The organism is Pseudomonas sp. HP_12 (genome assembly GCF_055283955.1).
This window is the reverse complement of sequence record NZ_JBTOQG010000002.1, coordinates 137,581-159,967: the sequence shown is the minus strand read 5'-3', so window position 1 is coordinate 159,967 and position 22,387 is coordinate 137,581. Positions and strand designations below refer to the sequence as shown.

Below are 22,387 nucleotides of genomic sequence, written 5' to 3'. Positions count from 1 at the left end.
TTTTTACGCCCTAGAAGGGCTAATGCTTTTAGTGCTGCAGGATTTTGTTGAGGAACTGCTGAGCCCGCTCGGAACGCGCGTTGACGTCGCCGAAGAACTCTTCCTTCTCGCAGTCTTCGACGATCTGGCCCTTGTCCATGAAGATCACCCGGTCCGCCACTTTGCGGGCGAAGCCCATTTCGTGGGTCACGCACATCATGGTCATGCCTTCGTGGGCCAGTTGCACCATCACGTCGAGCACTTCGTTGACCATTTCCGGGTCGAGCGCGGAGGTCGGTTCGTCGAACAGCATCACCACCGGGTCCATCGCCAGCGCGCGGGCAATCGCCACACGCTGTTGCTGGCCGCCCGACAGTTGCCCCGGATGCTTGTGGGCGTGGGCCGAGAGGCCGACACGTTCGAGCAGTTGCAGGCCTTTTTTCGTGGCTTCTTCCTTGCTGCGGCCCAGGACCTTGATCTGCGCGATGGTCAGGTTTTCGGTGATGGTCAGGTGCGGAAACAGCTCGAAATGCTGGAACACCATGCCGACGCGCGAGCGCAGTTTCGGCAGATTGGTTTTCGGGTCAGCGATCGATGTGCCATCGACCACGATATCGCCTTTCTGAAACGGCTCCAGCGCGTTGACACACTTGATCAGCGTGGACTTGCCCGAGCCCGACGGGCCGCAGACCACAATCACTTCACCTTTTTTGACCTCAGTGCTGCAATCGGTCAGCACCTGGAAGTCCCCATACCACTTGTTGATATTTTTGATGGAAATCATACGGCTAACCTTTTTTGCATGAACTTGACCAGGCGCGACGCGGCGAAGCTGATCGTGAAGTACACCAGACCGGCGACAATCAGGAACTCGTTGGAGCGCCCGATGATGTCGCCGCTGGAGCGTGCCGAGTTGAGGAAGTCGACCAGACCGACCGTGTAGACCAGCGAGGTGTCCTGAAACAGGATGATGCTCTGCTGCAACAGCAGCGGGGTCATCTTGCGGAACGCCTGGGGCAGGATGATCAGGCGCATCATCTGGCCGTAGGTCATGCCCAATGCTTGAGCGGCGCCCATCTGGCCACGGGAAATCGACTGAACGCCGGCCCGCACGATTTCACAGAAGTAGGCCGCCTCGAACATCATGAAGGCCACGACGCAGGAGGTGAACGCGCCGATCGGCGTGTCTTCGCCGGTGATCCAGCGCAGCACGAACGGCACCGCCAGGTAGAACCAGGTGATGACCAGCAGCAGCGGAATCGAACGGAAATAGTTGACGTAGGCGCCGGCAACGCGTGACGCCAGCTTGTTCGACGACAACCGCATCAGCGCCAGAATCGTGCCGATGATGATGCCGCCCACGATGCCCATGGCCATCAATTGCAGCGTCATGAGCATGCCGTTCCACATGCCCGGGATGGCAGGGATCACTCCAGAGAAGTCCATTATTTACCTCCCACGGAGATCAGGCCCGGGACCGCGACTTTCTTCTCGACCAGACGCATGAGCAGCATCAGGCTCATGTTCAGCGTGAAGTAGATTAGCGTCGCCAGGGTGAAGGCTTCGAACAGGTTTGCGGAGAACTCGGCGGTCTGTTTGGTCTGCGCGAGCAATTCCATCAGGCCGATCAGCGACGCCACGGACGAGTTCTTGAACACGTTGAGGAATTCGGAGGTAAGCGGCGGAATGATGATCCGGTACGCCTGGGGCAGCAGCACGTTCCAGTAGATTTGCGGCAGCTTGAAACCCATGGCGCGGGCGGCGGATTCCTGCCCCACCGGCAACGCCTGAATACCGGTGCGCACCTGTTCGCAGACACGTGCGGCGGTGAACAGCCCCAGGCACACGACAACACTCAGGAACGCCGAGGTGGTCGGATTGAGGTCTTGCTTGTACCACTCCTGCAGATTCTCAGGCAGCAGATCCGGCACCAGGAAGTACCAGATGAACAGCTGCACCAGCAGTGGCACGTTACGGAAAATTTCCACGTAAATCGCGGCGATGGAAGAAACGATGCGGTTTGGCACCGTACGCATCACCCCGAGCACCGAGCCCAGGAGTAACGCAATGATCCAGGCAGCAACGGCAATGGCGATGGTCCAGCCCAGCCCGGTGATGTACCAGTCCAGGTAGGTCTCGCTGCCGACGCCCGTGGACTTGAAGAACACGCCCCAGTCCCAGTTGTAATTCATCAGGGTCTCCCCCTTATCGATCGTTATGCACGCACACGCCAGGTAGCGGCTTCCGAAGACGCAGGGCGTCTTCGGAAGTCAGGCTTTTCACGTTGTCAGAATGGCGGAGCGAAGGACTCAGGCCTTCTTGTCCGGCGCCGGCTTGTCGTTCGGGTTGGCGATCAGCGCTTTGAGCTGTTCGCTCATCGGGAACATCAGGTTCAGGCCTTTTGGTGGAATCGGCTGGGTGAACCACTTGTCGTAGATCTTGTTGATCTCGCCCGATTTGTAGGTCGCAACGATGGCGTCGTCGACGGCTTTCTTGAACGCAGGGTCTTCCTTGCGAACCATGCAGCCGTAGATTTCGTAGGACTGAGGGGTGCCAGTCACGGCCCAGTCGGTCGGCTTCTTGGCCTTGGCCATTTCGCCGGCGAGCAGGGCATCGTCCATCATGAAAGCAACGGCGCGGCCCGATTCCAGCATCTGGAACGACTCGCCGTGGTCTTTGGCAGAGATGACATTCATGCCCATCTGCTTGTCGGCGTTCATCGCCTTGAGGATGCGCTCGGACGTGGTGCCGGCCGTGGTCACGACGTTCTTGCCTTTGAGGTCGTCGAAGTCTTTGTAGGACGAGTCAGCCTTGCTCAGCAGACGGGTGCCGATTTCGAAGATGCCGACGGAGAAGTCGACTTGCTGGGCGCGCTCGGCGTTGTTGGTGGTCGAGCCACATTCAACGTCGACGGTACCGTTCTGCACCAGCGGGATACGGGTCTGGGAAGTGACCAGGTTGTACTTGACCTTTAGATCAGGCATGTCCAGGTCTTTCTTGATCGCTTCGACGATCTTCAGCTGGATGTCAGCGGAGTAGCCCACTGGCACGCCGGAAGCGTCAGCGATGTAGGAAAAAGGAATGGAGGAGTCGCGGTGACCGAGGGTGATGGTGCCGGACTCTTTGATTTTCTTCAGAGTGCCCGTCAGTTCGGCGGCGAAAACAGGGGTGGTGATCAAAGCGGCAGCAATGGCTGCGCCCAGGATGTGGGGAACGATGCGCATCTGGTTTACCTCGACATTGTTTTTTTTATTGGGCCGGTGTTGGACGGCCCTATCGTTTCAGAGCGCTTCAACGGCGGCCCAGTCAGGCGACACGCTACATCGAAGCAATCGTGCAAGAGTGTAGAGCATGAGTCATGCCAGAGAGGTGACTGGGGCTAAGCGCATGAAAGTTAGGGATATTTACGCAGAAGGGATGTGTGAGCAGGAACTCGGCCGTCCGGGATTCCGAATCGGGAGGGGGAGGGTGTTCGGGAATCCGAATGGTATCGCAGGGGTTTCAGAGTGGGTAACCAATGGTTTTGCCGTGTGACTTCTGACGCTTTCCCGGCTGAAGCCGGTCCTACAAAATCGCGTCATTTCAGTAGGACCGGCTTTAGCCGGGAATTTGGTCTGGCAAATTACGCGTGGATCTTTGGTGCCGAGACTGACCAGTCAAGCCGGTCAATCGCCCCGGTGCTGCTTGCGACATTGTCCAGGTACCGCTGAACGTTCTCGTGCTCCTGGGCATTGGTGAACAAACCAAGCTTGGTCCGGCGCCACAGGATGTCATCGGCCTTGGTCGCCCATTCCTCGCTGCACAGGTAATCCACTTCGCGGCTGTACAGACCGCCGCCCAAGTGTTCGCCCATATCGCTCAGTGTCTGAACGCCCTCCACGATGCGCCAACTGCGGGACCCATAAGTAATGGCCCAACGCTTGGCGATCTCTGCCGGCAGCCAGGTGCAACGCTGTTGCAGCTCGGCGGCCAGTGCCTGAGGCGTGGTCATGCTTTCACCGCCCGGCAGACTGGCTTTCGCGGTCCAGCTTGGCTTCATCTGCGGGAAGAACGGCGCGAGTTGCTGCATCGCCGATTCCGCCAGCTTGCGGTAGGTGGTCAGCTTGCCGCCGAACACGGAGAGGATCGGCGCTTCTTGAGCACTGCCCGACAGCGACAAGGTGTAGTCGCGGGTGATCGCCGACGGGTTGTCAGACTCGTCATTGCACAGCGGACGCACACCCGACCACGTGCTCAGAATGTCGGCGCGGCTGAGTTGCTTCTTGAAGTGATCGTTGACGATTTTTAGCAGGTAGTCGGTCTCACCTTCGGTGATCGCTACTTTGCCGGGATCGTCAGAATATTCGCGGTCGGTCGTACCGATGATGGTGAAGCGTTCCAGGTACGGAATGGCGAACACTATTCGCTGATCTTCGTTCTGCAGAATGAACGCGTTTTCGCCTTCATACAGCTTCGGCACGATCAAGTGGCTGCCCTGAATCAGGCGAATGCCGTACTGGGATTCGAGCTTCAGGTCTTCACGAATGAACTTGGCGACCCATGGACCGGCTGCGTTGACCAGCGCTTTGGCGCGAATGGAAAACAGGCTGCCGTCCGCACGTTCCATGTTCATGTGCCACACGCCGCCGCTGCGACGGGCGCCCAGGCAGCGGGTCTGGGTATGAATGTGCGCGCCTTTTTCACGGGCGGCCATGGCGTTGAGGACCACCAGACGCGCATCGTCAACCCAGCAATCGGAGTACTCGAAGCCCTTGGTGATCGAGCTGTTCAGTGGACTGTTGGCGCCAAAGCGAATGGTCTTTGATGCTGCCAGCTTCTCGCGTTTGCCAAGGTGGTCATACAGGAACAGCCCGGCGCGGATCATCCACGCAGGGCGCAGGTGCGGGCGGTGAGGCAATACGAAACGCATCGGCTTGACGATATGCGGCGCTTTTTCCAGCAGCACCTCGCGTTCAGCCAGCGCTTCGCGAACCAGACGGAATTCGTAGTGTTCCAGGTAGCGCAGGCCGCCGTGGATCAGCTTGCTGCTGGCCGATGACGTATGGCTGGCGAGGTCATCCTTCTCGCAGAGAAAGACCGAGAGGCCCCGGCCCGATGCGTCTGCCGCGATACCGACACCATTGATGCCACCACCGATCACGGCAACGTCGTAGACCTCGGAAAGGGGTGGGGTCGGCAAACTGGACTGGGCCATCGGGGCCTCCTGAGTGTTCGATCGCGTTCGAATGCTGCGCTATGGGGAGGGCGAATTCGAACATTTATGTTCATTTCCGAAAATAGTAGCGCAATAAGGCGAACACAGCCACTCAGTTTTCATTGAAAATACTGATGGGAGAGCGAGGAAAGGAACAAAAGTGAACATCGGAAGTGAAGCGAGCGCTGGAATCGCGCTCGCCCATGGATCGAGGGTTAAACCACTTCCAGCCGAATCTTGTTCTGCGTCAGCAGTTGCGCCAGTGCGGGCACAGGCGTCTGGTCAGTCACCAGGCAGTCGATCAGCGTGATCGGCCCCAGGCGAACCATCGCGTTACGGCCGAACTTGCTGGAGTCAGCAGCCAGAATCACCTGACGCGCGTTGGCGATGATCGCCTGGGAAACGCGCACTTCCTGATAATCGAAATCCAGCAGACTGCCGTCTTCGTCGATCCCGCTGATGCCCACAAGGGCGAAATCGACCTTGAACTGCGTGATGAAATCCACACTCGCCTGACCGACCACGCCGCCATCCCGGCGCACATTGCCGCCTGCCAGCAGCACTTCGAAGTCGTCCTTGCCGCTGAGAATCGACGCCACGTGCAGGTTGTTGGTGATGATCTTCAAGTGGTTGTGGTTGAGCAGTGCCCGGGCGATGGATTCGGTGGTGGTGCCGATGTTGATGAACAGCGACGCGTGATCCGGAATCTGCGCGGCGATCGCCTCGGCGATGCGCTGTTTCTCATCGCGCATCTGATCGGCGCGCATGGCATAAGCGGTGTTTTCGATGCTGGAGTCGTAGGCCGCGCCGCCGTGGTAGCGACGCAGGAGGTTCATTTCCGCGAGCTGATTGATGTCGCGGCGAATGGTTTGTGGGGTCACGACGAACAGCTGCGCCATTTCCTCGATGCTGACGTAGCCGCGCTCACGGACCAGCTCGAGGATCTGCTGTTGACGGGGTGGCAGATTCATTTTTTATCCTTCGGGCACGGGCGCCCATGATGCCGCAGGCAGCCATTACCTGTCAGCCGGAAAAAATGCCTCCGCCGCTCCGTTCAGGATCGCGCTTATTCAGCTTCTTCGTGGGGTTCCCAGTCGCGCGTACGGTCCACCGCCTTGCGCCAGCCGGCGTACAGTTTTTCCTTCTCGGCGTCATCGCATTGCGGCTCGAACTTGCGCTCGATGACCGCCTTGCCCTTCAGCTCGTCCAGCCCGCTCCAGAAACCGATCGCCAGACCCGCCAGATACGCCGCGCCCAGTGCGGTGGTTTCGCGCATTTTCGGGCGCTCCACCGGCGTGCCGAGAATGTCGGCCTGGAACTGCATGAGGAAGTTGTTGGCCACTGCGCCGCCGTCAACGCGAAGAGCCTTGAGCGGCTCGCCAGCGTCCTGTTGCATGGCGTCCAGCACGTCGCGAGTCTGGTAGGCGATGGACTCCAGCGCCGCACGAATGATGTGATCGACCTTGACGCCACGGGTCAGGCCGAACAAGGCGCCCCGTGCATACGGGTCCCAGTAGGGCGCGCCCAGGCCGGTGAACGCAGGCACCAGGTAGACGCCATTGCTGTTCTTCACTTTGGTGGCGAAGTATTCGGTGTCCATGGAATCGTTGACAATCTTCAGCTCGTCGCGCAGCCACTGCACGGTGGAGCCGCCGTTGAATACAGCACCCTCCAGCGCATACGCCACTTCGCCGCGTGGACCGCAGCCGATGGTGGTCAACAGGCCGTGATTGGATTTCACGGCTTTCTTGCCCGTGTTCATCAGCAGGAAGCAGCCGGTGCCGTAGGTGTTCTTCGCCTGACCCGGCTCGACGCACATCTGGCCGAACAATGCCGATTGCTGATCGCCGGCGATCCCGGCGATGGGGATGCCGCTTTTGCTGTGGCCGTAGACTTCGGACGACGACTTGACCTCCGGCAACATCTCCCGGGGCACGTCGAGCACATCGAGCATGCGCTGATCCCACTCCAGCGTATGGATGTTGAACATCATCGTGCGCGAGGCGTTGGTGTAATCGGTGACGTGCACCTTGCCGCCGGTAAATTTCCAGATCAGCCAGCTATCGACGGTGCCGAAGAGCAGCTCGCCACGGCGGGCGCGCTCGCGGCTGCCCTCAACGTGATCAAGAATCCACTTCAGCTTGCTGCCGGAAAAGTACGGGTCGATGACCAGGCCGGTGGTGTCGCGGATGTAGTCTTCCAGACCGTCGCGCTTGAGCTGCTGGCAGATCTCGGTGCTGCGGCGGCATTGCCAGACCACGGCGTTGTAAATCGGCCGGCCGGTGTCTTTCTCCCAGACCACCGTGGTTTCACGCTGGTTGGTGATACCGATCGCGGCGATCTGGTTGTGGTGCAGGTTGGCCTGGGCCAGCACCTTGGTCATGCACGCAGTCTGGGTGGCGAAGATTTCCATCGGATCGTGCTCGACCCAACCAGGCTGGGGATAATGCTGAACGAACTCGCTCTGGGCGCTGCTCACCACGTTGGCGTCACGGTCAAAAATGATGGCGCGGGAACTGGTGGTGCCTTGATCCAGAGCGATGATGTAATTCTTATTTTCGGTGTCGGTCATGGTGAATGCCTGTGATGAAACGAGATTCCGGAAACTGCCGTCCGTTTTGTTGCCTGTGCCAAGTGCCGTTGCGCACTGAATACCGGGATGGCGTCAAGGAAGCAAGCGAGATATTCGTATTCGAAAAAATATAGACGTAAACGAACCTTGTCAAAGGTCGAAAGCGAACCTTATCGATGAAAGTTTCAAGTCGCCGATATTAGTGGATAAGTCCTGCGCAAACGCAGGCATTTCGATAACCGATGGCCTAAAGTATCGGCAGCAAACAAGAAAGTGTCTGGCTGTCTGGAGCACTGCATGACCCCTGCATTGGATTTACTGAAAAAGGTTCGCGCCGAACATCGCGTGCACAGTTACGAGCACGATCCCAAAGCCGCCTCATATGGCCTGGAAGCGGCAGAAAAGCTCGATCTGGCCCCCGCCCAGGTGTTCAAGACCCTGCTGGCTAGCACCGAAAAAGGCGAACTGTTGGTCGCGGTGGTCCCCGTCGTGGGCTCGCTGGACCTGAAAGCGCTGGCCCATGCCGCAGGCGCAAAAAAAGCAGAAATGGCTGACCCGGCCGCCGCCCAGCGTGCCACCGGTTATCTCCTGGGCGGGATCAGCCCGCTGGGACAGAAGAAAAGGCTGCGCACCTTCATCGATGAGTCCGCTCAACCCTTCGCGACGATTTTTGTCAGCGCGGGTCGACGCGGGCTTGAAGTCGAGCTGCCCGCCGCCGTACTTGCACAACACACCGGTGCCTCCTTTGCCCGGATTGGCCGGGAATGATTTGCCAGGTTCGTCAGAAATGCCTGACCCTTTCATGCGGTGATGCTGGCCGCAGATCCGCAGCGCCCGAACCGGGTCGCCGCATTTCTTTACACGGGGATGCCTTCCATGCAGCTTGAATTCCATCAGGTCGATGCTTTCACCGACCGCCCGTTCTCAGGCAACCCGGCAATGGTCTACCGCCTGGACGCCTGGCTTTCCGATCAATTGATGCAGCAGATTGCTTCCGAGCACAATTTGTCGGAGACCGCCTTTCTGGTCCGTGAAGCCCCGGCCTGGCACATCCGCTGGTTCACCCCGACCCATGAAGTGCCGCTCTGCGGGCATGCGACCCTCGCCAGCGCCTTCGTGCTGTTCGAAAAGTACGGCGAGAAGGCTGAAGTCATTCACTTCACCGGTAAATCCGGGCCGCTGAGCGTGAGCCGTGAAAGTCATCGGCTGGTCCTGGACTTTCCGTCGATGCCGCCCGCCGAACAGGGGGTGACGTTGGATATCGAGCGGGCTCTCGGCACCGCCGTCGTCGACGTGCTGAGTGCTGCGGAATTGCTTGTGGTACTGGAGTCCGAGCAGGCGGTTCGCGACTGCAAGCCCGACTTTGCCGCCCTCGCGCGGTTGCCGTGGCCGGGTGTGATCGTGACCGCCAAGGGTGACGGCGAACGCTACGATTTTGTCTCGCGCTACTTCGCGCCGGGCATCGGCATCAATGAAGACCCGGTCACGGGCTCGACCCACTGCAGCCTGATTCCCTACTGGTCGGCGCGCCTGAACAAGTTCAGCCTGACGGGTTATCAGGCATCGGCGCGGGGAGGGGAGCTGTTCTGCCGGCTGGAGGGTGACCGAGTGAAGATCGGTGGGCACGCGACGCTGGTGGCCAGCGGCGCGTTGATACTCGGATAGTTGATGCGGGGCTGAAGGTGCCTGATCGAGAATGACAGGCCTTCAGATCGCGACGTCTCGCTGCACCGGCACGCTGCCCGAGGTTGGAAACAGCACCAGATGCTCGGCCGAGACTTCGAAGCCGACCTGATCCCCGGCGCGCAGATCCACGTGGCTGGGGAACAACGCCTCCAGCTGCGTGCCGGTCGGCAGTTGCAGGCGATACAAAGTGGCAGCGCCCTGAAACGTCAGGCTCGCGACGCGGGCCTTGGTCGGGCTGTCGGGCGCATAAATAAGGTCGTCAGGGCGCAGCAGCACATCCATCGGGGTGCCGCGCGCGCCGGCGTAGGCACGATTGCCCCGCAGCACGCCCAATTCGGTCTGCACCGACTCGGCATCGATCAAGTGCCCGCGAATGAAATAACCCTGTCCGACGAAACTGGCGACATAAGGCGTCGCCGGCTCGTGATAGAGGTTGTAGGGCGTGTCCCACTGTTCCAGCCGACCGTCCTTGAAAACGCCGACATGGTCGCTCACGGCAAAAGCCTCTTCCTGATCGTGGGTCACCAAAATCGCGCTGGTGCCACGGGCCTTGAGAATGTCGCGCACCTCGTGGCTCAGACGCCGACGCAACTCGCCATCCAGGTTTGAAAACGGCTCATCCAGCAGCAACAACTGCGGCTCCGGCGCGAGTGCGCGGGCCAGCGCCACACGTTGCTGCTGTCCACCGGAAAGTTCGTGGGGGTGACGCGTGCCCAGTGCGCCCAGGTTAACCAGCTCCAGCATCTCCTGAACCACCTGCTTCTTGCGCGGATGGTTGCGGATGCCGAAGGCGATGTTGTCGGCGACCGTGAGGTGCGTAAACAGCGCGTAGTCCTGAAACACCATGCCGATGCGGCGCTTCTCCGGGGCCAGCGTAAACCCGGCCCGGGAAATGACCTCGCCGGCCAGCGTGATCTCGCCTTCGTGTACCGGCTCGAAACCGGCGATGGCGCGCAGGGTGGTGGTCTTGCCGCAGCCCGACGAACCCAGCAGGCAACCGATGTCGCCGGCATTCAGGTGCAGATTGAGGTTCTGCACCACCCGTTGGTCCTGATAACCGCAGGCGAGGTTATGCAGGGTCAGCAGCAGGGGCTGGCTCATGGGGCAGTAAAGGCCGGGGCCACGAGGAACTCGAGCAGGGCTTTCTGCGCATGCAGCCGGTTCTCGGCCTGATCCCACGCCACCGAACGCGGGTCATCCAGCAAGTCTTCGCTGATCTCTTCGCCACGGTGCGCTGGCAGGCAGTGCATGAAGATCACGTCTTCAGCCGCGCGGTCGAGCATTTCGCGGGTGACCTGGAACGGCTTGAACAGGGCCAGACGCTTGGCGGCTTCCTCTTCCTGCCCCATCGACGTCCAGACATCGGTGGAGACCAGATGCGCACCTTTCACCGCTTCGTGGGGGTCACGGGTCAGGGTCACGCGATCACCCGCCAGGGCCAGGAAATGGGCGCTGGGTTCGTAGCCTTCCGGGCAGGCGACCCGCAACTGAAAGTCGAACTGAATCGCTGCTTCTATATAGCTGTTGCACATGTTGTTGCCATCGCCGATCCACGCCACGGTCTTGCCCTGAATGGAACCGCGATGCTCGAGGAATGTTTGCATGTCTGCGAGCAACTGGCAGGGATGAAGGTCATCGGACAGGCCGTTGATGACCGGCACGCGGGAATGGGCGGCGAATTCGGTGAGGTTGTTGTGGGCAAAGGTCCGGATCATCACGGCATCGACCATCCGCGACATGACCCGGGCGCCATCGGCAATCGGCTCGCCACGGCCCAGTTGGGTGTCCCGAGGAGAGAGGAAGATGGCCTGGCCGCCCAGCTGGATCATCCCGGCCTCGAACGAGACACGGGTCCGCGTCGAGGATTTCTCGAAGATCATCGCCAGGATGCGGCCCTTCAACGGCTCGAAGAGCACGCCTCGATTTCGCAGGTCCTTCAGCTCAACGCCGCGACGAATCACCCCGACCAGCTCAGCGGGGGTGTAGTCCATCATCGAGAGAAAGTGCCTTGCGCTCATCATTAACTACCTTGTCTGCAACAGACCGCAGATCCTCAAAGCCGGGTTTTTTTCGGAAAAACGGGCGAGACCTGCGGCGAAAGCCGCACGGGGCGACGAATAGGGAAGGCGCGAGGGTATAAGAAAATGTCGCCTGATGCCAAGGCCCGCCGTGACGGAAAATCGTCGTCGGACGTTCGGTAGCCTGAAAGCGGCGTTCGCAGGACGCTTTTCATGTAACGAAGTGCTACAGTCATGTTTCTGCGCAGGCCTTTCGCCATCGCATTAGTCCTGATCAGATCGCTCGCATGTGACACCCTTTGGCGTCGCTGCGATTACTGCCTGATCCGTAACAGTCGCAAACCACTGTGCAGCCTTATGCGACATGCTTCACGCCGCGGAAACCCGGACGTTTCCTAAACCATCGGCGTGGGTTATAAAGGCCGCTTATGTCCTCCAAAGAGGTGGGGAATGGATTCAAAAGAGCAACAACTGACGGAACTGCTCGGGCTCACGGCTCGAACCCTTACGCACCTCACGGCGTCCATGACGTCGATGTCGTTCGAACTGATGCGCAGCGAAGACGAGGTCACACGTTCTGCGGGGCGTCGGATGATCGATCGCATGGCAACCATCAGCGCCGGACTCGACGAGCACTGGCGGCTGATCGGCGAACTCACCGGCATCCAGGTGTCTCAGGAGCAGATCGAAACGGTTCATGAGGTGCAGATGCAGCGCAAGGTGGTCACGCCCATCGGTGGCGCTGCTTCCTGAGTGACGCTTCCTTCATCGGGTGAGCTATCGGCTCGCCTGATGCAGCCCGATTCACGGCACTGAAGTTTCTGGCGCATCGCCCGGACAGGTCCCATAGTTTTGTATCCGCGATCGGCTTGATCGCCCTATAAAAACTCGAGACTGGCGATGACCAAGACTCTCCACCACCGTGCCTGTCACCTGTGCGAGGCGATTTGCGGCCTCACCCTCGAAACCACCCTGCAGGACGATGCCACCACCCTGATCACCTCGATCAAGGGCGATGCGCAGGACACCTTCAGTCGCGGCCATATCTGCCCCAAAGCCGTCGCGCTGCAAGACATCCAGAATGACCCCAATCGCCTCCGGCAGCCCATGCAGCGCATTGGCAACGACTGGCAGCCGATCGAGTGGCAGGCCGCGTTTGATCTGATCGCCGAGCGCCTGGCCGACATTCAGGCGCGCCATGGTCAGAACGCGGTGGCGGTGTATCAGGGCAACCCCAGCGTGCATAACTATGGGCTGATGACCCACAGCAATTATTTTCTAGGGCTGCTGAAAACCCGCAATCGTTATTCCGCAACGTCTGTAGACCAGCTTCCCCATCACCTGACCAGTCATTTGATGTACGGCCACGGCCTGCTGCTGCCCATCGCCGACATTGACCACACCAATTTCATGCTCATCCTCGGCGGCAATCCGCTGGCGTCCAACGGCAGCATCATGACCGTGCCCGACGTCGAGAAGCGCCTCAAGGCGATTCAGGCCCGTGGCGGCGAAGTCGTCGTGGTCGATCCGCGACGCAGTGAAACCGCCGCGATCGCCGATCAGCACCTGTTCATCCGTCCGGGCGGCGACGCGGCGTTTCTGTTCGGCGTGCTGCACACCCTGTTTGCCGAAGGCCTGACCCGTGAAAGCCACCTTGCCGTTGATGGCCTGGAGGAGGTCCGCGCGGCGGTCAGCGAGATGAATGCCGACGCCATGAGCCCTCGATGCGGTGTGCCTGCCGAGCAGATCAGGCAGCTCGCGCGGGACTTCGCCGCTGCCGAAAGTGCGGTGTGTTATGGGCGTATGGGTATTTCCACTCAGGCGTTCGGCACGCTGTGCCACTGGCTCGTGCAACTGATCAATCTGGTCACCGGCAATCTCGACCGTGCAGGCGGTGCGCTGTGCACCGAGCCCGCGCTGGATCTGGTGGCGTCGACCTCCGGCGGCAGCTTCAATCGCTGGCAGAGCCGCGTCTCGCAGTTGCCTGAGTACGGCGGCGAGCTGCCGGTGTCTGCGCTGGCCGAGGAGATGCTGACCCCGGGGGAAGGGCAGATCAAGGCGCTGGTTACGGTCGCGGGCAACCCGGTGTTGTCGACGCCCAACGGCCGTCAGCTCGACACCGCCCTTGAAGGGCTGGAATTCATGGTCAGCGTCGATTTGTACATCAACGAAACCACGCGGCACGCGGACCTCATCCTGCCATCGACGTCCGCGCTGGAAAACGACCACTACGACACCACGTTCAACATGTTCGCCGTGCGCAACGTCACCCGCTTCAACCGCGCGATCCTGGCCAAGCCCGAAGGCGCGCTGCACGACTGGGAAATCTTCGTCGGCCTCGCCCAGGCGTTCGCACTGAAAACCGGCCGCGAGCTGAAACCGACAATGCCGCCGGCGCAGATGGTCAATCGTGGTCTGCGCGCCGGGCTGTATGGTGATGCCTCGCCGTTTAAGTTGTCCCTGGAAACACTGGCGCAGTATCCCCACGGCCTGGACCTCGGCCCGCTCAAGCCCAACCTCGCTGCGCGCCTCAAAACGGTCAATCAGCGCGTGCAGGCCGCGCCGCCGGTGATCCTTGCCGATCTTGCTCGCTTCGCCGCGCAGCCGGCTCCGCACGCCGATGGCCTCATGCTCATCGGTCGGCGCCATGTGCGCAGCAATAATTCATGGATGCACAATTACCATCGTCTGGTGAAAGGCAAGCCGCGGCATCAGTTGCTGATGCACCCCGACGACTTGCTCAGCCGAGGGTTGGTAGACGGACAGCGGGTCAGGGTCAGCTCGCGGGTCGGCGTGATCGAGGTCGAAGTCATGGGCAGCGCCGACATGATGCCCGGGGTCGTCAGCCTGCCCCATGGCTGGGGCCACGGTCGTCCGGGCGTGAAAATGGACATCGCGGCGGCACAGCCAGGTGAAAGCGCGAATGACCTCACTGACGAGCGGGCGCTGGACGGAATTTCCGGGAACGCCGTGCTGAACGGGGTGCCGGTTACGGTTGCGGCGGCATGACGGTCATCGGGGCGATCAAGGCCAAGACCGAGCGTTATGCTCGGGAATCGTTTAGAATGCGCCACCGTGTCGACACATACAGTCGTAAAGTTTAGCCGAGGTGCTCCATGGATATTATCGAAACGATCAAAGATCAGATTGCCAGCAACACCGTTCTGCTTTACATGAAAGGCGCTCCGAATGCCCCGCAGTGCGGTTTCTCGGCCAAGGCTTCTCAGGCACTGATGGCGTGTGGCGAAAAGTTCGCGTACGTCGATATCCTGCAGAACCCTGAAATCCGCGCCAATCTGCCGAAGTACGCCAACTGGCCAACTTTCCCGCAGCTGTGGGTCGGTGGTGAGCTGGTCGGCGGTAGCGACATCATCACTGAAATGCAGGCTGACGGTTCGCTGCAGAAACTGGTGAAAGACGCTGTTGCGAAGAACGCGACTGCCTGATTTCGGCAGTCGTAAAAAAGCCCCGCTCTCTGCCGAGACGCGGGGCTTTTTATTGGGCTTTAAGACGATGTCCGGGACTGGAATCAGTCCTCTTCGCCCATCTGCGATTGCAGGTAGTTTTCGATACCAACCTTGTCGATCAGGCCCAGCTGGGTTTCCAGCCAGTCGATGTGCTCTTCTTCCGATTCCAGGATGTCTTCCAGCATCTCGCGGCTGCCGAAGTCGCCAACGGTTTCGCAGTGCGCGATGGCTGCTTTCAAGTCGGCGTGGCCCTTGCGCTCGATGCGCAGGTCACACTCAAGCATTTCCTTGGTGTGCTCGCCGATCAGAATCTTGCCGAGGTCCTGCAGGTTTGGCAGGCCTTCCAGGAACAGGATGCGCTTGATCAGCTTGTCAGCGTGTTTCATCTCGTCGATGGATTCGTGGTACTCGTGTTTGCCCAGCTTGTTCAGGCCCCAGTCTTCGTACATGCGCGCATGCAGGAAGTACTGATTGATCGCGACCAGCTCGTTACCGAGGATCTTGTTGAGATGCTGGATGACTGTGATGTCGCCTTTCATGATCGGGTCCTGTCGAAGGTATAGGTAATACAGGCGGCAAGTCTGAGCCCCCTCTATAACTCTGTCAAACCTAAGTTATTGAATAATAAGTGAAAATAAATAGGAATAAGAATGTTTGTGTTCCGCATCTTGTTGCTAAGCGATTGAATTAAAGGCATAAAAAAACCGGACAGTGTCCGGTTTTGTTTGAAATCGGTAATTCAGGCAGCTGAAAATTCTGCGGGGTAGGCGAGGGCGGCATGACTGGTTTGCAGCTCGGTCAGGGTTTCACGCACCACTTCCTTCGCCAGGCAGGCACATTTGCCGCATTTGCTGGCGACACCCAGGGTCTCGCGGACGTCACGATAACTGCAGCATCCTTCCATGATTGCTTCACGGATTTGTCCGTCGGTAACACCTTGGCAGAGGCAGACATACATATAAGAAACCGTCGCTGAGTGATTGGCTCAATGCGAGGGATACTAATGTTAATGAGAATGCTTGTCAAAACTACTCAGCCTTCTGGATGTGACCTCCGATGAGTGGTCAGCCGAGTCCCAATGCTGATTCCCCATACGCAGAGATGCATAGATAGGTCCTGCCTAACGGCAGAACGTTTCGCCTTCGGCGAGTTACTTGGAAAAAGCACCCCAAGTAACCAAGGGTGCTTGCTCCTGGTTTGGCCCTTCCTTCGTCAGGGTTCCTTCACTCCGGTCTCGCTCCGTGGGCCCGCGCCGAACGGACATCCATGTCCTGACGGAGCTCTCGCGGCATCCATGCCGCTCGGCCCACTCCGCGAGACCTGCGTTCAGCCTGCACCCAAGTCGCGATTGGCAGTGAGTGGGCTTTCTGTGTACGAAGATCAAAAACTGATCAAAAGCAGATCAAGAGCAGATCAAGAGCTTCCCGGCTGAAGCCGGTCCCACGGGTTGTTACGCGGTGGGCTTTTTAGTAGGACCGGCTTTAGCCGGGAAGGGGCCAGCCGGGGCTTGGTGAGGGGACTGATTTATTTACAACGCTTCACCGTAAATTAACCTGTCCCCGGCTAGCGCAATCACCATCCCCATATACCCACCGCATAAAAAACCGGCCACTTGGGCCGGTTCGTTCATTGCGTATCAGGGGCGACTCAATCGTTGAAGTCGTGCCAGCCGCCCATTTCTTTCCAGCGGTTGACGATGCCGCAGAACAGTTCGGCGGTCTTCTCGGTGTCGTAACGGGCCGAATGGGCTTCGCGGCCATCGAAATCGATGTCCGCCGACTGGCAGGCTTTCGCCAGGACAGTCTGACCGTACGCCAGGCCCGCCAGGGTCGCGGTGTCAAAGCTGGAGAACGGGTGAAACGGATTGCGCTTCATGTCGAGCCGCGCAACCGCTGCGTTGAGAAAGCCCAGGTCGAAGCTGGCATTGTGGCCCACCAGAATCGCGCGCTTGCAGCCATTGGCCTTTAGCGCTTTGCGGATGCCGCGGAAGATGTCGGTCAGCGCCGTTTCTTCGCTCACGGCCATGCGCAGCGGGTGATCCAGTTTGATGCCGGTGAACTCCAGTGCCGCCGCTTCAACGTTGGCGCCTTCGAAAGGTTCGACGCGGAAGAAGTAGGTGTGGTCCGGAAAGACAAAGCCTTTCTCGTCCATGCCAATCGTCGTGGCCGCGATTTCCAGCAATGCATCGGTGGCGCAGTTGAAGCCGCCAGTTTCTACGTCAACGACAACGGGCAGGTAACCGCGAAAACGGGCAGCCATCGGGTGCCGGGACCCTGTACCGCCACCGGAGCCTTCCTGCTCGTCTTCGTAATGTTCTTCACTCACGCGTGTTCCTCCAGCAGGCGCCAGCGCAGTTTTTCACCGGCGCGCAGCGGGATAACAGAAAGCTCGCCAAACGGCAGGCTGGCGGGGGCCGTCCACTCGTCACGAACCAGGGTAATGGTGTCGGTGTTGGCCGGCAGGCCATAAAAGGCCGGGCCGTGCAGACTGGCGAAACCTTCCAGCTTGTCCAGCGCATTGCGTGACTCGAATGCCTCGGCGTACAGCTCGATGGCGGCGAACGCGGTGTAGCAGCCGGCACAACCGCATGCCGCTTCTTTGGCGTGCTGCGCGTGGGGAGCCGAGTCCGTTCCGAGGAAGAACTTGCTGCTGCCGCTGGTGGCGGCATCCAGCAGGGCAACCTGGTGGGTGTTGCGCTTGAGGATCGGCAGGCAATAGAAGTGGGGACGGATGCCGCCCACCAGCATGTGATTGCGGTTGTACAGCAAATGGTGCGCAGTGATGGTCGCGCCGACATTGGCTGACGCTTCATTGACGAACTGCACGGCGTCGGCGGTGGTGATGTGTTCGAACACCACTTTCAACGTCGGAAAACGCTCGACGACACGGCGCATATGTTCATCGATGAAAATTTTCTCGCGGTCGAACACGTCGATGTCGCCGCGGGTCACCTCGCCGTGGATCAACAGCGGCAGTCCCACTTCGGCCATCGCCTCGAGCACCGGGAAGATCTTGTCGACGCTGGTCACGCCCGAATCGGAATTGGTGGTGGCGCCTGCCGGGTACAACTTGGCGGCGTAGACGAAACCACTGGCCTTCGCGGCGCGAATCTCTTCGGGCTGCGTCAGGTCGGTCAGGTAAAGCACCATCAGCGGCTCGAAGCGACTGCCTTGCGGGCGCGCAGCGAGGATGCGCTGACGATAAGCGTCCGCTTGCTCGGCGTTGCGTACCGGCGGCACGAGGTTCGGCATGATGATCGCGCGGCCAAAAGTGCGCGCTACGTCGGCGACGGTGTGGGGCAAAACAGCGCCATCTCGAAGATGGATGTGCCAGTCGTCGGGGCGCAGGAGGGTCAGGCGTTCGGACATTGGGGATTCCAGGCGGGTCAAACTCGCTGGGAATGCTACCGGAAAAGACTCCTCCAGGCACTCGCTATCAAGTTTTGCGGGAAGTTACCGATAGCCACGTGTAAGTCATAAATCCTGTTACACGTAAATTCAGTGGAGCCTCCCGTGCGCCAGCGATATCTAGCTCTGCTCAGCGCGTTTGCCAGCCTGCCGGCCATGGCGCTCACCTTCCAGACCCGTCTGGAGAATATTGAGTGGAAGGTGGAAGGCGATCAGTTCGAGTGCAGACTGACGCAGCCGATCACCGATTTCGGTGCCGGAGAGTTCGTGCGTCGCGCGGGTGAGCAGCCGACGTTTCGCTTGAAAGCCAATGGCTACAGTCTGGCGTCCGGTTCGGCCATGTTGATTGCCGCCGCGGCGCCGTGGCAGCCGGGTCGCAGTGACCTCAATCTTGGCGCGGTGAGAGTCAGCGGCGGCGAGATTCCTTTCAATACCAATCAGGCCCAGGCCACACGCCTGATCGCGGGCCTGATGGAAGGGCGCAGCCCGGTGTTTCGTCATTCTCTGCGCGATGGCGGCGGCGCGATGGAAGTCCGTCTGTTGCCAGTCAAATTCAGCAAGGCCTACGGCGAGTTTCAAGAGTGTACGGCGAAGCTGCTGCCAATGAATTTCGAGCAAGTGCGTCAGTCCGAGATCGGCTTCCCTGGCGGCGGCATCGAGCTGGACGCCAGGGCCAAACGACAGCTGGACACCGTGTTGGCTTATATGAAGGCCGATCCGACGGTCAATCACGTCGAACTCGATGGTCACTCCGACAACAGTGGTAACCGATTGACGAACCGCGATCTGTCGCGGCGTCGTGCGCTGTCGGTGATGGACTACCTCAAGGCCCAGGGCATCCCGGAAGAACAGATCACTCTGCGCTTCCACGGCGAGCAGTACCCGCTGGCGCCCAACACCAACAACGCCAATCGCGCGCGCAACCGCCGGGTGAACATTCACCTGGAGCGTGTGGCGCAGCAGACTCCGGCCATACCGCCCGCTGCTGCACCCGCTCCGACGCCGGCTCCATTGCCTGGGCCTGCCGCAACGCCAACCCCCGGCGCTGCGCCTGTGACAGCAGCCAGTGCGACCCCCGCCAAGGCGTCTTGATGATGCGCCGCCAAGTCGTCTGACTGACAGAATCTGTCGCTTTGTCGTCAGAAGCTGTCGCGACACTGTAAATTCCTGCGCGTGATCGGTAAACTCGTCGGTTTTCCGTACAACGCGTTGGAGTGATGGCATGGCGGACGTAAACAAGGTAGTTCTCGCGTATTCCGGTGGCTTGGATACTTCGGTAATCCTCAAGTGGCTGCAAGATACGTACAACTGCGAAGTGGTGACCTTTACCGCTGACCTGGGTCAGGGCGAAGAAGTCGAGCCAGCACGCGCCAAGGCACAAGCCATGGGCGTCAAAGAAATCTACATCGACGACCTGCGCGAAGAATTCGTGCGTGATTTCGTGTTCCCGATGTTCCGCGCCAACACCGTCTACGAAGGCGAGTACCTGCTGGGTACTTCCATCGCGCGCCCCCTGATCGCCAAGCGCCTCATCGAAATCGCCAACGAAACCGGCGCCGACGCCATTTCCCACGGCGCTACCGGTAAAGGCAACGACCAGGTCCGCTTTGAACTGGGCGCCTATGCGCTCAAACCTGGGGTAAAAGTCATTGCCCCATGGCGCGAGTGGGACCTGCTGTCCCGCGAGAAGCTCATGGACTATGCCGAGAAGCACGCGATCCCGATCGAGCGCCACGGCAAGAAAAAATCCCCGTACTCGATGGACGCCAACCTGTTGCACATCTCCTATGAAGGCGGCGTGCTGGAAGACACCTGGACCGAGCACGAAGAAGACATGTGGCGGTGGACAGTGTCGCCGGAAAACGCGCCGGACAAGCCGCAGTACCTGGAGCTGACCTACCGCAACGGCGACATCGTGGCACTGGACGGCGTTGAAATGACTCCGGCCACTGTCCTGGCCACCTTGAACCGCATTGGCGGCGAGCACGGCATCGGTCGTCTGGACATCGTCGAGAACCGCTACGTCGGCATGAAGTCCCGCGGCTGCTACGAGACCCCGGGTGGCACCATCATGCTGCGCGCTCACCGTGCGATCGAGTCGATCACCCTGGACCGTGAAGTCGCTCACCTTAAAGACGAGCTGATGCCGAAATACGCCAGCCTGATCTACACCGGCTACTGGTGGAGCCCTGAGCGTCTTATGCTGCAGCAGATGATCGATGCGTCGCAGGCCCACGTGAATGGTGTCGTGCGCCTGAAGCTGTATAAAGGCAACGTCATCGTGACCGGTCGCAAGTCTGACGAGTCGCTGTTCGATGCCAATATCGCGACGTTTGAAGAAGACGGCGGCGCCTACAACCAGGCAGACGCTGCGGGCTTTATCAAGCTCAATGCATTGCGCATGCGGATTGCAGCGAACAAAGGCCGCAAGTTGTTCTGATCGTTGTCGTGATTGATGTGCAGCCCTTGTTCAGGGCTGCACTCATTACACCTGTCCTCCGTATGCCGCTGCCGCTTCACCTGCAACCTTTACTGATCCGACACCGGCCGGTTGTTGCCGTCGTTCAAGAGCAGTAATAGACGCTCTTGCGCCGTGCGTTATCTCCTGCCTCAATCTGGCAAATCTGTCTCCCCGCCAGCGGCTTTCTCAGCCGTACCCCCCTGCGAAGTTGTTCGAAACTCAAAACGATAGGCTTTGCCGATGTCCCAGATATCGCGTACGCCGACACCCAGTAGTTGAGCGATCTCCGGAACGGTGTAACCCAGCGCCGAGTAATGCATGGCATGCCCGGCAATGGCGTCGTCCAGGGTAACCGGCTCTCGTTGCCGGGGCGCGCGTGACCGGCGAACAGGCTGGCAGTAGCGGATTTTCAGGCCGTTCTCGCTGGCTAAACGCTTGATGTCCTTTTGGTTCATGCGCAGCGAGTATTGCAGCGCGGCGACACCAGCTCCCTTGGCCACAAGGCCCTTAAGCAGGTCGACCTTGGTGCACAGCTCGGCTTCCGGATCGGCCTCTCGGGTTTGCCTCGACGCTTCCGTCTCCCGCGACTCTCCTTCTGCAATGACGTTAATGACGCCGCCCTGGGAAACATAGCGCTCTACCGCCTCCGCCAGTTTGATAGGGTCACTGCTTGCGCCAATGGAGTATTTTATTTTCTTGGTCATGGTAGGTTCCTTTGAACATATCAACTAAACAGCCTTCACTGCGGGGACGTTCACGCTTAAGAGCGTTTAAACACTGAATGGCTTATTCAAGCCGAAGAGCGGCCTGCGCACGGATTACTGTCATATAGAAGCGCCAGTATTTATGTGTGCAATAATCTTATATTGTGATAAGAGCCACTAACTATTAGTGGGCTGAACCATTCGCTCATCAAAAAGTAACGACTGGTAATAGGTTTGGCAAGTAAAAAGCCAAAAAATAGGGTGTTTGTTTTTTAATTCCTTTCGGTGAAGTTCTTTGCGGTAATAATAATCCGTTAGTTATGTAGTATTTTTCTGGAATGGCCTGAGGGTGCTGGATGTTATCGTCTGAATGGTATTACGTGAGAGGCGGGCCAGCCCCTCGTTTTAATAGGGCGGTGATGTGAGGCGGTCGTTATAAGTTGGGTAACCCGGCTCGAGGGAGGGTAAGTGACGTAACTATCTGTGCCCTCCCGATACCCCGTATCAAGGCGCGACCAGTTGAAAGTTAATCCGGACTGTTCAGAAATTTCTGAACACGGTGTAGGTCCTTTCGAGTATTTAAGATGTAATCAAACTCTTCGAGTTTGCCTGTGTCATTTAACCAAGTGTGTGCGGTCGCATACGGTTCCCATGGCCTGCAATATTTTATGATTTTTGTTTGCTGGCGGCCCGGCAATATGGGCATATGCTGAAGCCATACGCCCAAGGTGAATGGGCTTAAACCCATTGGCCTGAGCCAGTGCTCACAGAGATAACCATTTTTCCCGAGCGTGCAGGAAAGCCCTGGATTTCCGCGCATTCAAACCCGTCGGCGGACCAAGCGGGTCGCCGACCTGCCTTAGGACAAATCGCGCTATCAAACCGCATTCATATAGTGA

The 22,387-nt window shown here is 59.3% G+C and carries 21 protein-coding genes; 7 read left to right on the top strand and 14 right to left on the bottom strand.

The window, feature by feature from the left end; all coding sequences use genetic code 11:
• Nucleotides 1-28: 28 nt before the first annotated feature.
• The 7 genes from ACYASU_RS03095 to glpK form a co-directional block, all read right to left on the bottom strand.
• Entirely contained in the window at nt 29-763 is a 735-nt protein-coding gene (locus ACYASU_RS03095; protein ID WP_037012313.1) for an amino acid ABC transporter ATP-binding protein, read from the bottom strand.
• A complete protein-coding gene (locus ACYASU_RS03090; RefSeq protein ID WP_172612954.1) occupies nt 760-1,428 on the bottom strand; it encodes an amino acid ABC transporter permease in 669 nt (222 codons plus the stop codon). Before ACYASU_RS03090 ends, ACYASU_RS03095 begins: the two co-directional genes overlap by 4 nt.
• Complete coding sequence (locus ACYASU_RS03085; protein ID WP_065992535.1) at nt 1,425-2,171, bottom strand: amino acid ABC transporter permease; 747 nt, start codon at nt 2,169-2,171, stop codon at nt 1,425-1,427. Before ACYASU_RS03085 ends, ACYASU_RS03090 begins: the two co-directional genes overlap by 4 nt.
• A 117-nt stretch (nt 2,172-2,288) precedes the next feature.
• Entirely contained in the window at nt 2,289-3,203 is a 915-nt protein-coding gene (locus ACYASU_RS03080; RefSeq protein ID WP_122622341.1) for a glutamate/aspartate ABC transporter substrate-binding protein, read from the bottom strand.
• Nucleotides 3,204-3,601: 398 nt separating this feature from the next.
• A complete protein-coding gene (gene glpD, locus ACYASU_RS03075) occupies nt 3,602-5,173 on the bottom strand; it encodes a glycerol-3-phosphate dehydrogenase (RefSeq protein WP_463581917.1) in 1,572 nt (523 codons plus the stop codon).
• A gap of 215 nt (nt 5,174-5,388) precedes the next feature.
• On the bottom strand, nt 5,389-6,144 hold the full coding sequence (locus ACYASU_RS03070) for a DeoR/GlpR family transcriptional regulator (protein ID WP_074888955.1): 756 nt from the start codon (nt 6,142-6,144) through the stop codon (nt 5,389-5,391).
• Nucleotides 6,145-6,239: 95 nt separating this feature from the next.
• Entirely contained in the window at nt 6,240-7,745 is a 1,506-nt protein-coding gene (gene glpK / locus ACYASU_RS03065; RefSeq protein WP_192171593.1) for a glycerol kinase GlpK, read from the bottom strand.
• Between the two features lie 297 nt (nt 7,746-8,042).
• On the opposite strand from glpK, the gene ybaK reads away from it, so the two are divergent.
• Together ybaK and ACYASU_RS03055 are read left to right on the top strand one after the other, a co-directional pair.
• The gene (ybaK, locus tag ACYASU_RS03060) at nt 8,043-8,513 is read left to right on the top strand and encodes a Cys-tRNA(Pro) deacylase (protein WP_192171592.1); all 471 of its coding nucleotides are present in this window, start codon (nt 8,043-8,045) and stop codon (nt 8,511-8,513) included.
• Nucleotides 8,514-8,621: 108 nt separating this feature from the next.
• The gene (locus tag ACYASU_RS03055) at nt 8,622-9,410 is read left to right on the top strand and encodes a PhzF family phenazine biosynthesis protein (protein WP_346627491.1); all 789 of its coding nucleotides are present in this window, start codon (nt 8,622-8,624) and stop codon (nt 9,408-9,410) included.
• Nucleotides 9,411-9,452: 42 nt separating this feature from the next.
• Here the strand turns inward: ACYASU_RS03055 and ACYASU_RS03050 are convergent, their stop codons facing one another.
• Together ACYASU_RS03050 and argF are read right to left on the bottom strand one after the other, a co-directional pair.
• Nucleotides 9,453-10,532: an ABC transporter ATP-binding protein gene (locus ACYASU_RS03050; protein ID WP_463581916.1), complete on the bottom strand. Its 1,080-nt coding sequence runs from the start codon at nt 10,530-10,532 to the stop codon at nt 9,453-9,455.
• Nucleotides 10,529-11,449 (bottom strand): ornithine carbamoyltransferase, encoded by a 921-nt coding sequence (gene argF / locus ACYASU_RS03045; protein ID WP_463581915.1) that lies wholly within the window; start codon nt 11,447-11,449, stop codon nt 10,529-10,531. Before argF ends, ACYASU_RS03050 begins: the two co-directional genes overlap by 4 nt.
• A gap of 450 nt (nt 11,450-11,899) precedes the next feature.
• On the opposite strand from argF, the gene ACYASU_RS03040 reads away from it, so the two are divergent.
• The 3 genes from ACYASU_RS03040 to grxD all read left to right on the top strand — a co-directional run bounded on the left by ACYASU_RS03040 (nt 11,900) and on the right by grxD (nt 14,895).
• Complete coding sequence (locus ACYASU_RS03040) at nt 11,900-12,202, top strand: hypothetical protein (protein ID WP_192171588.1); 303 nt, start codon at nt 11,900-11,902, stop codon at nt 12,200-12,202.
• Between the two features lie 147 nt (nt 12,203-12,349).
• On the top strand, nt 12,350-14,458 hold the full coding sequence (locus ACYASU_RS03035) for a molybdopterin oxidoreductase family protein (protein ID WP_463581914.1): 2,109 nt from the start codon (nt 12,350-12,352) through the stop codon (nt 14,456-14,458).
• A 107-nt stretch (nt 14,459-14,565) separates the two neighbouring features.
• Nucleotides 14,566-14,895 carry a Grx4 family monothiol glutaredoxin gene (gene grxD, locus ACYASU_RS03030; RefSeq protein ID WP_065992552.1) on the top strand — a complete coding sequence of 110 codons (330 nt, stop codon included), beginning with the start codon at nt 14,566-14,568 and terminating at the stop codon, nt 14,893-14,895.
• An 83-nt stretch (nt 14,896-14,978) separates the two neighbouring features.
• Here grxD and bfr read toward each other — a convergent pair whose 3' ends face one another.
• The 4 genes from bfr to pyrC all read right to left on the bottom strand — a co-directional run bounded on the left by bfr (nt 14,979) and on the right by pyrC (nt 18,284).
• Nucleotides 14,979-15,455, bottom strand: a complete 477-nt coding sequence (gene bfr / locus ACYASU_RS03025) for a bacterioferritin (RefSeq protein WP_065992554.1) — start codon at nt 15,453-15,455, stop codon at nt 14,979-14,981.
• Between the two features lie 200 nt (nt 15,456-15,655).
• Complete coding sequence (locus tag ACYASU_RS03020; RefSeq protein WP_065992556.1) at nt 15,656-15,874, bottom strand: bacterioferritin-associated ferredoxin; 219 nt, start codon at nt 15,872-15,874, stop codon at nt 15,656-15,658.
• A 689-nt stretch (nt 15,875-16,563) separates the two neighbouring features.
• The gene (rnt, locus tag ACYASU_RS03015) at nt 16,564-17,241 is read right to left on the bottom strand and encodes a ribonuclease T (RefSeq protein WP_122536107.1); all 678 of its coding nucleotides are present in this window, start codon (nt 17,239-17,241) and stop codon (nt 16,564-16,566) included.
• On the bottom strand, nt 17,238-18,284 hold the full coding sequence (gene pyrC / locus ACYASU_RS03010; protein WP_369307195.1) for a dihydroorotase: 1,047 nt from the start codon (nt 18,282-18,284) through the stop codon (nt 17,238-17,240). Before pyrC ends, rnt begins: the two co-directional genes overlap by 4 nt.
• Nucleotides 18,285-18,428: 144 nt before the next feature.
• Between pyrC and ACYASU_RS03005 the strand changes: the two genes are divergently transcribed.
• Both ACYASU_RS03005 and ACYASU_RS03000 read left to right on the top strand, forming a co-directional pair.
• Nucleotides 18,429-19,415, top strand: a complete 987-nt coding sequence (locus ACYASU_RS03005; protein WP_463581913.1) for a flagellar protein MotY — start codon at nt 18,429-18,431, stop codon at nt 19,413-19,415.
• A gap of 130 nt (nt 19,416-19,545) precedes the next feature.
• On the top strand, nt 19,546-20,763 hold the full coding sequence (locus ACYASU_RS03000) for an argininosuccinate synthase (protein ID WP_007938916.1): 1,218 nt from the start codon (nt 19,546-19,548) through the stop codon (nt 20,761-20,763).
• A 170-nt stretch (nt 20,764-20,933) separates the two neighbouring features.
• Here ACYASU_RS03000 and ACYASU_RS02995 read toward each other — a convergent pair whose 3' ends face one another.
• A complete protein-coding gene (locus ACYASU_RS02995) occupies nt 20,934-21,488 on the bottom strand; it encodes a hypothetical protein (protein WP_463581912.1) in 555 nt (184 codons plus the stop codon).
• Nucleotides 21,489-22,387 lie beyond the last annotated feature (899 nt).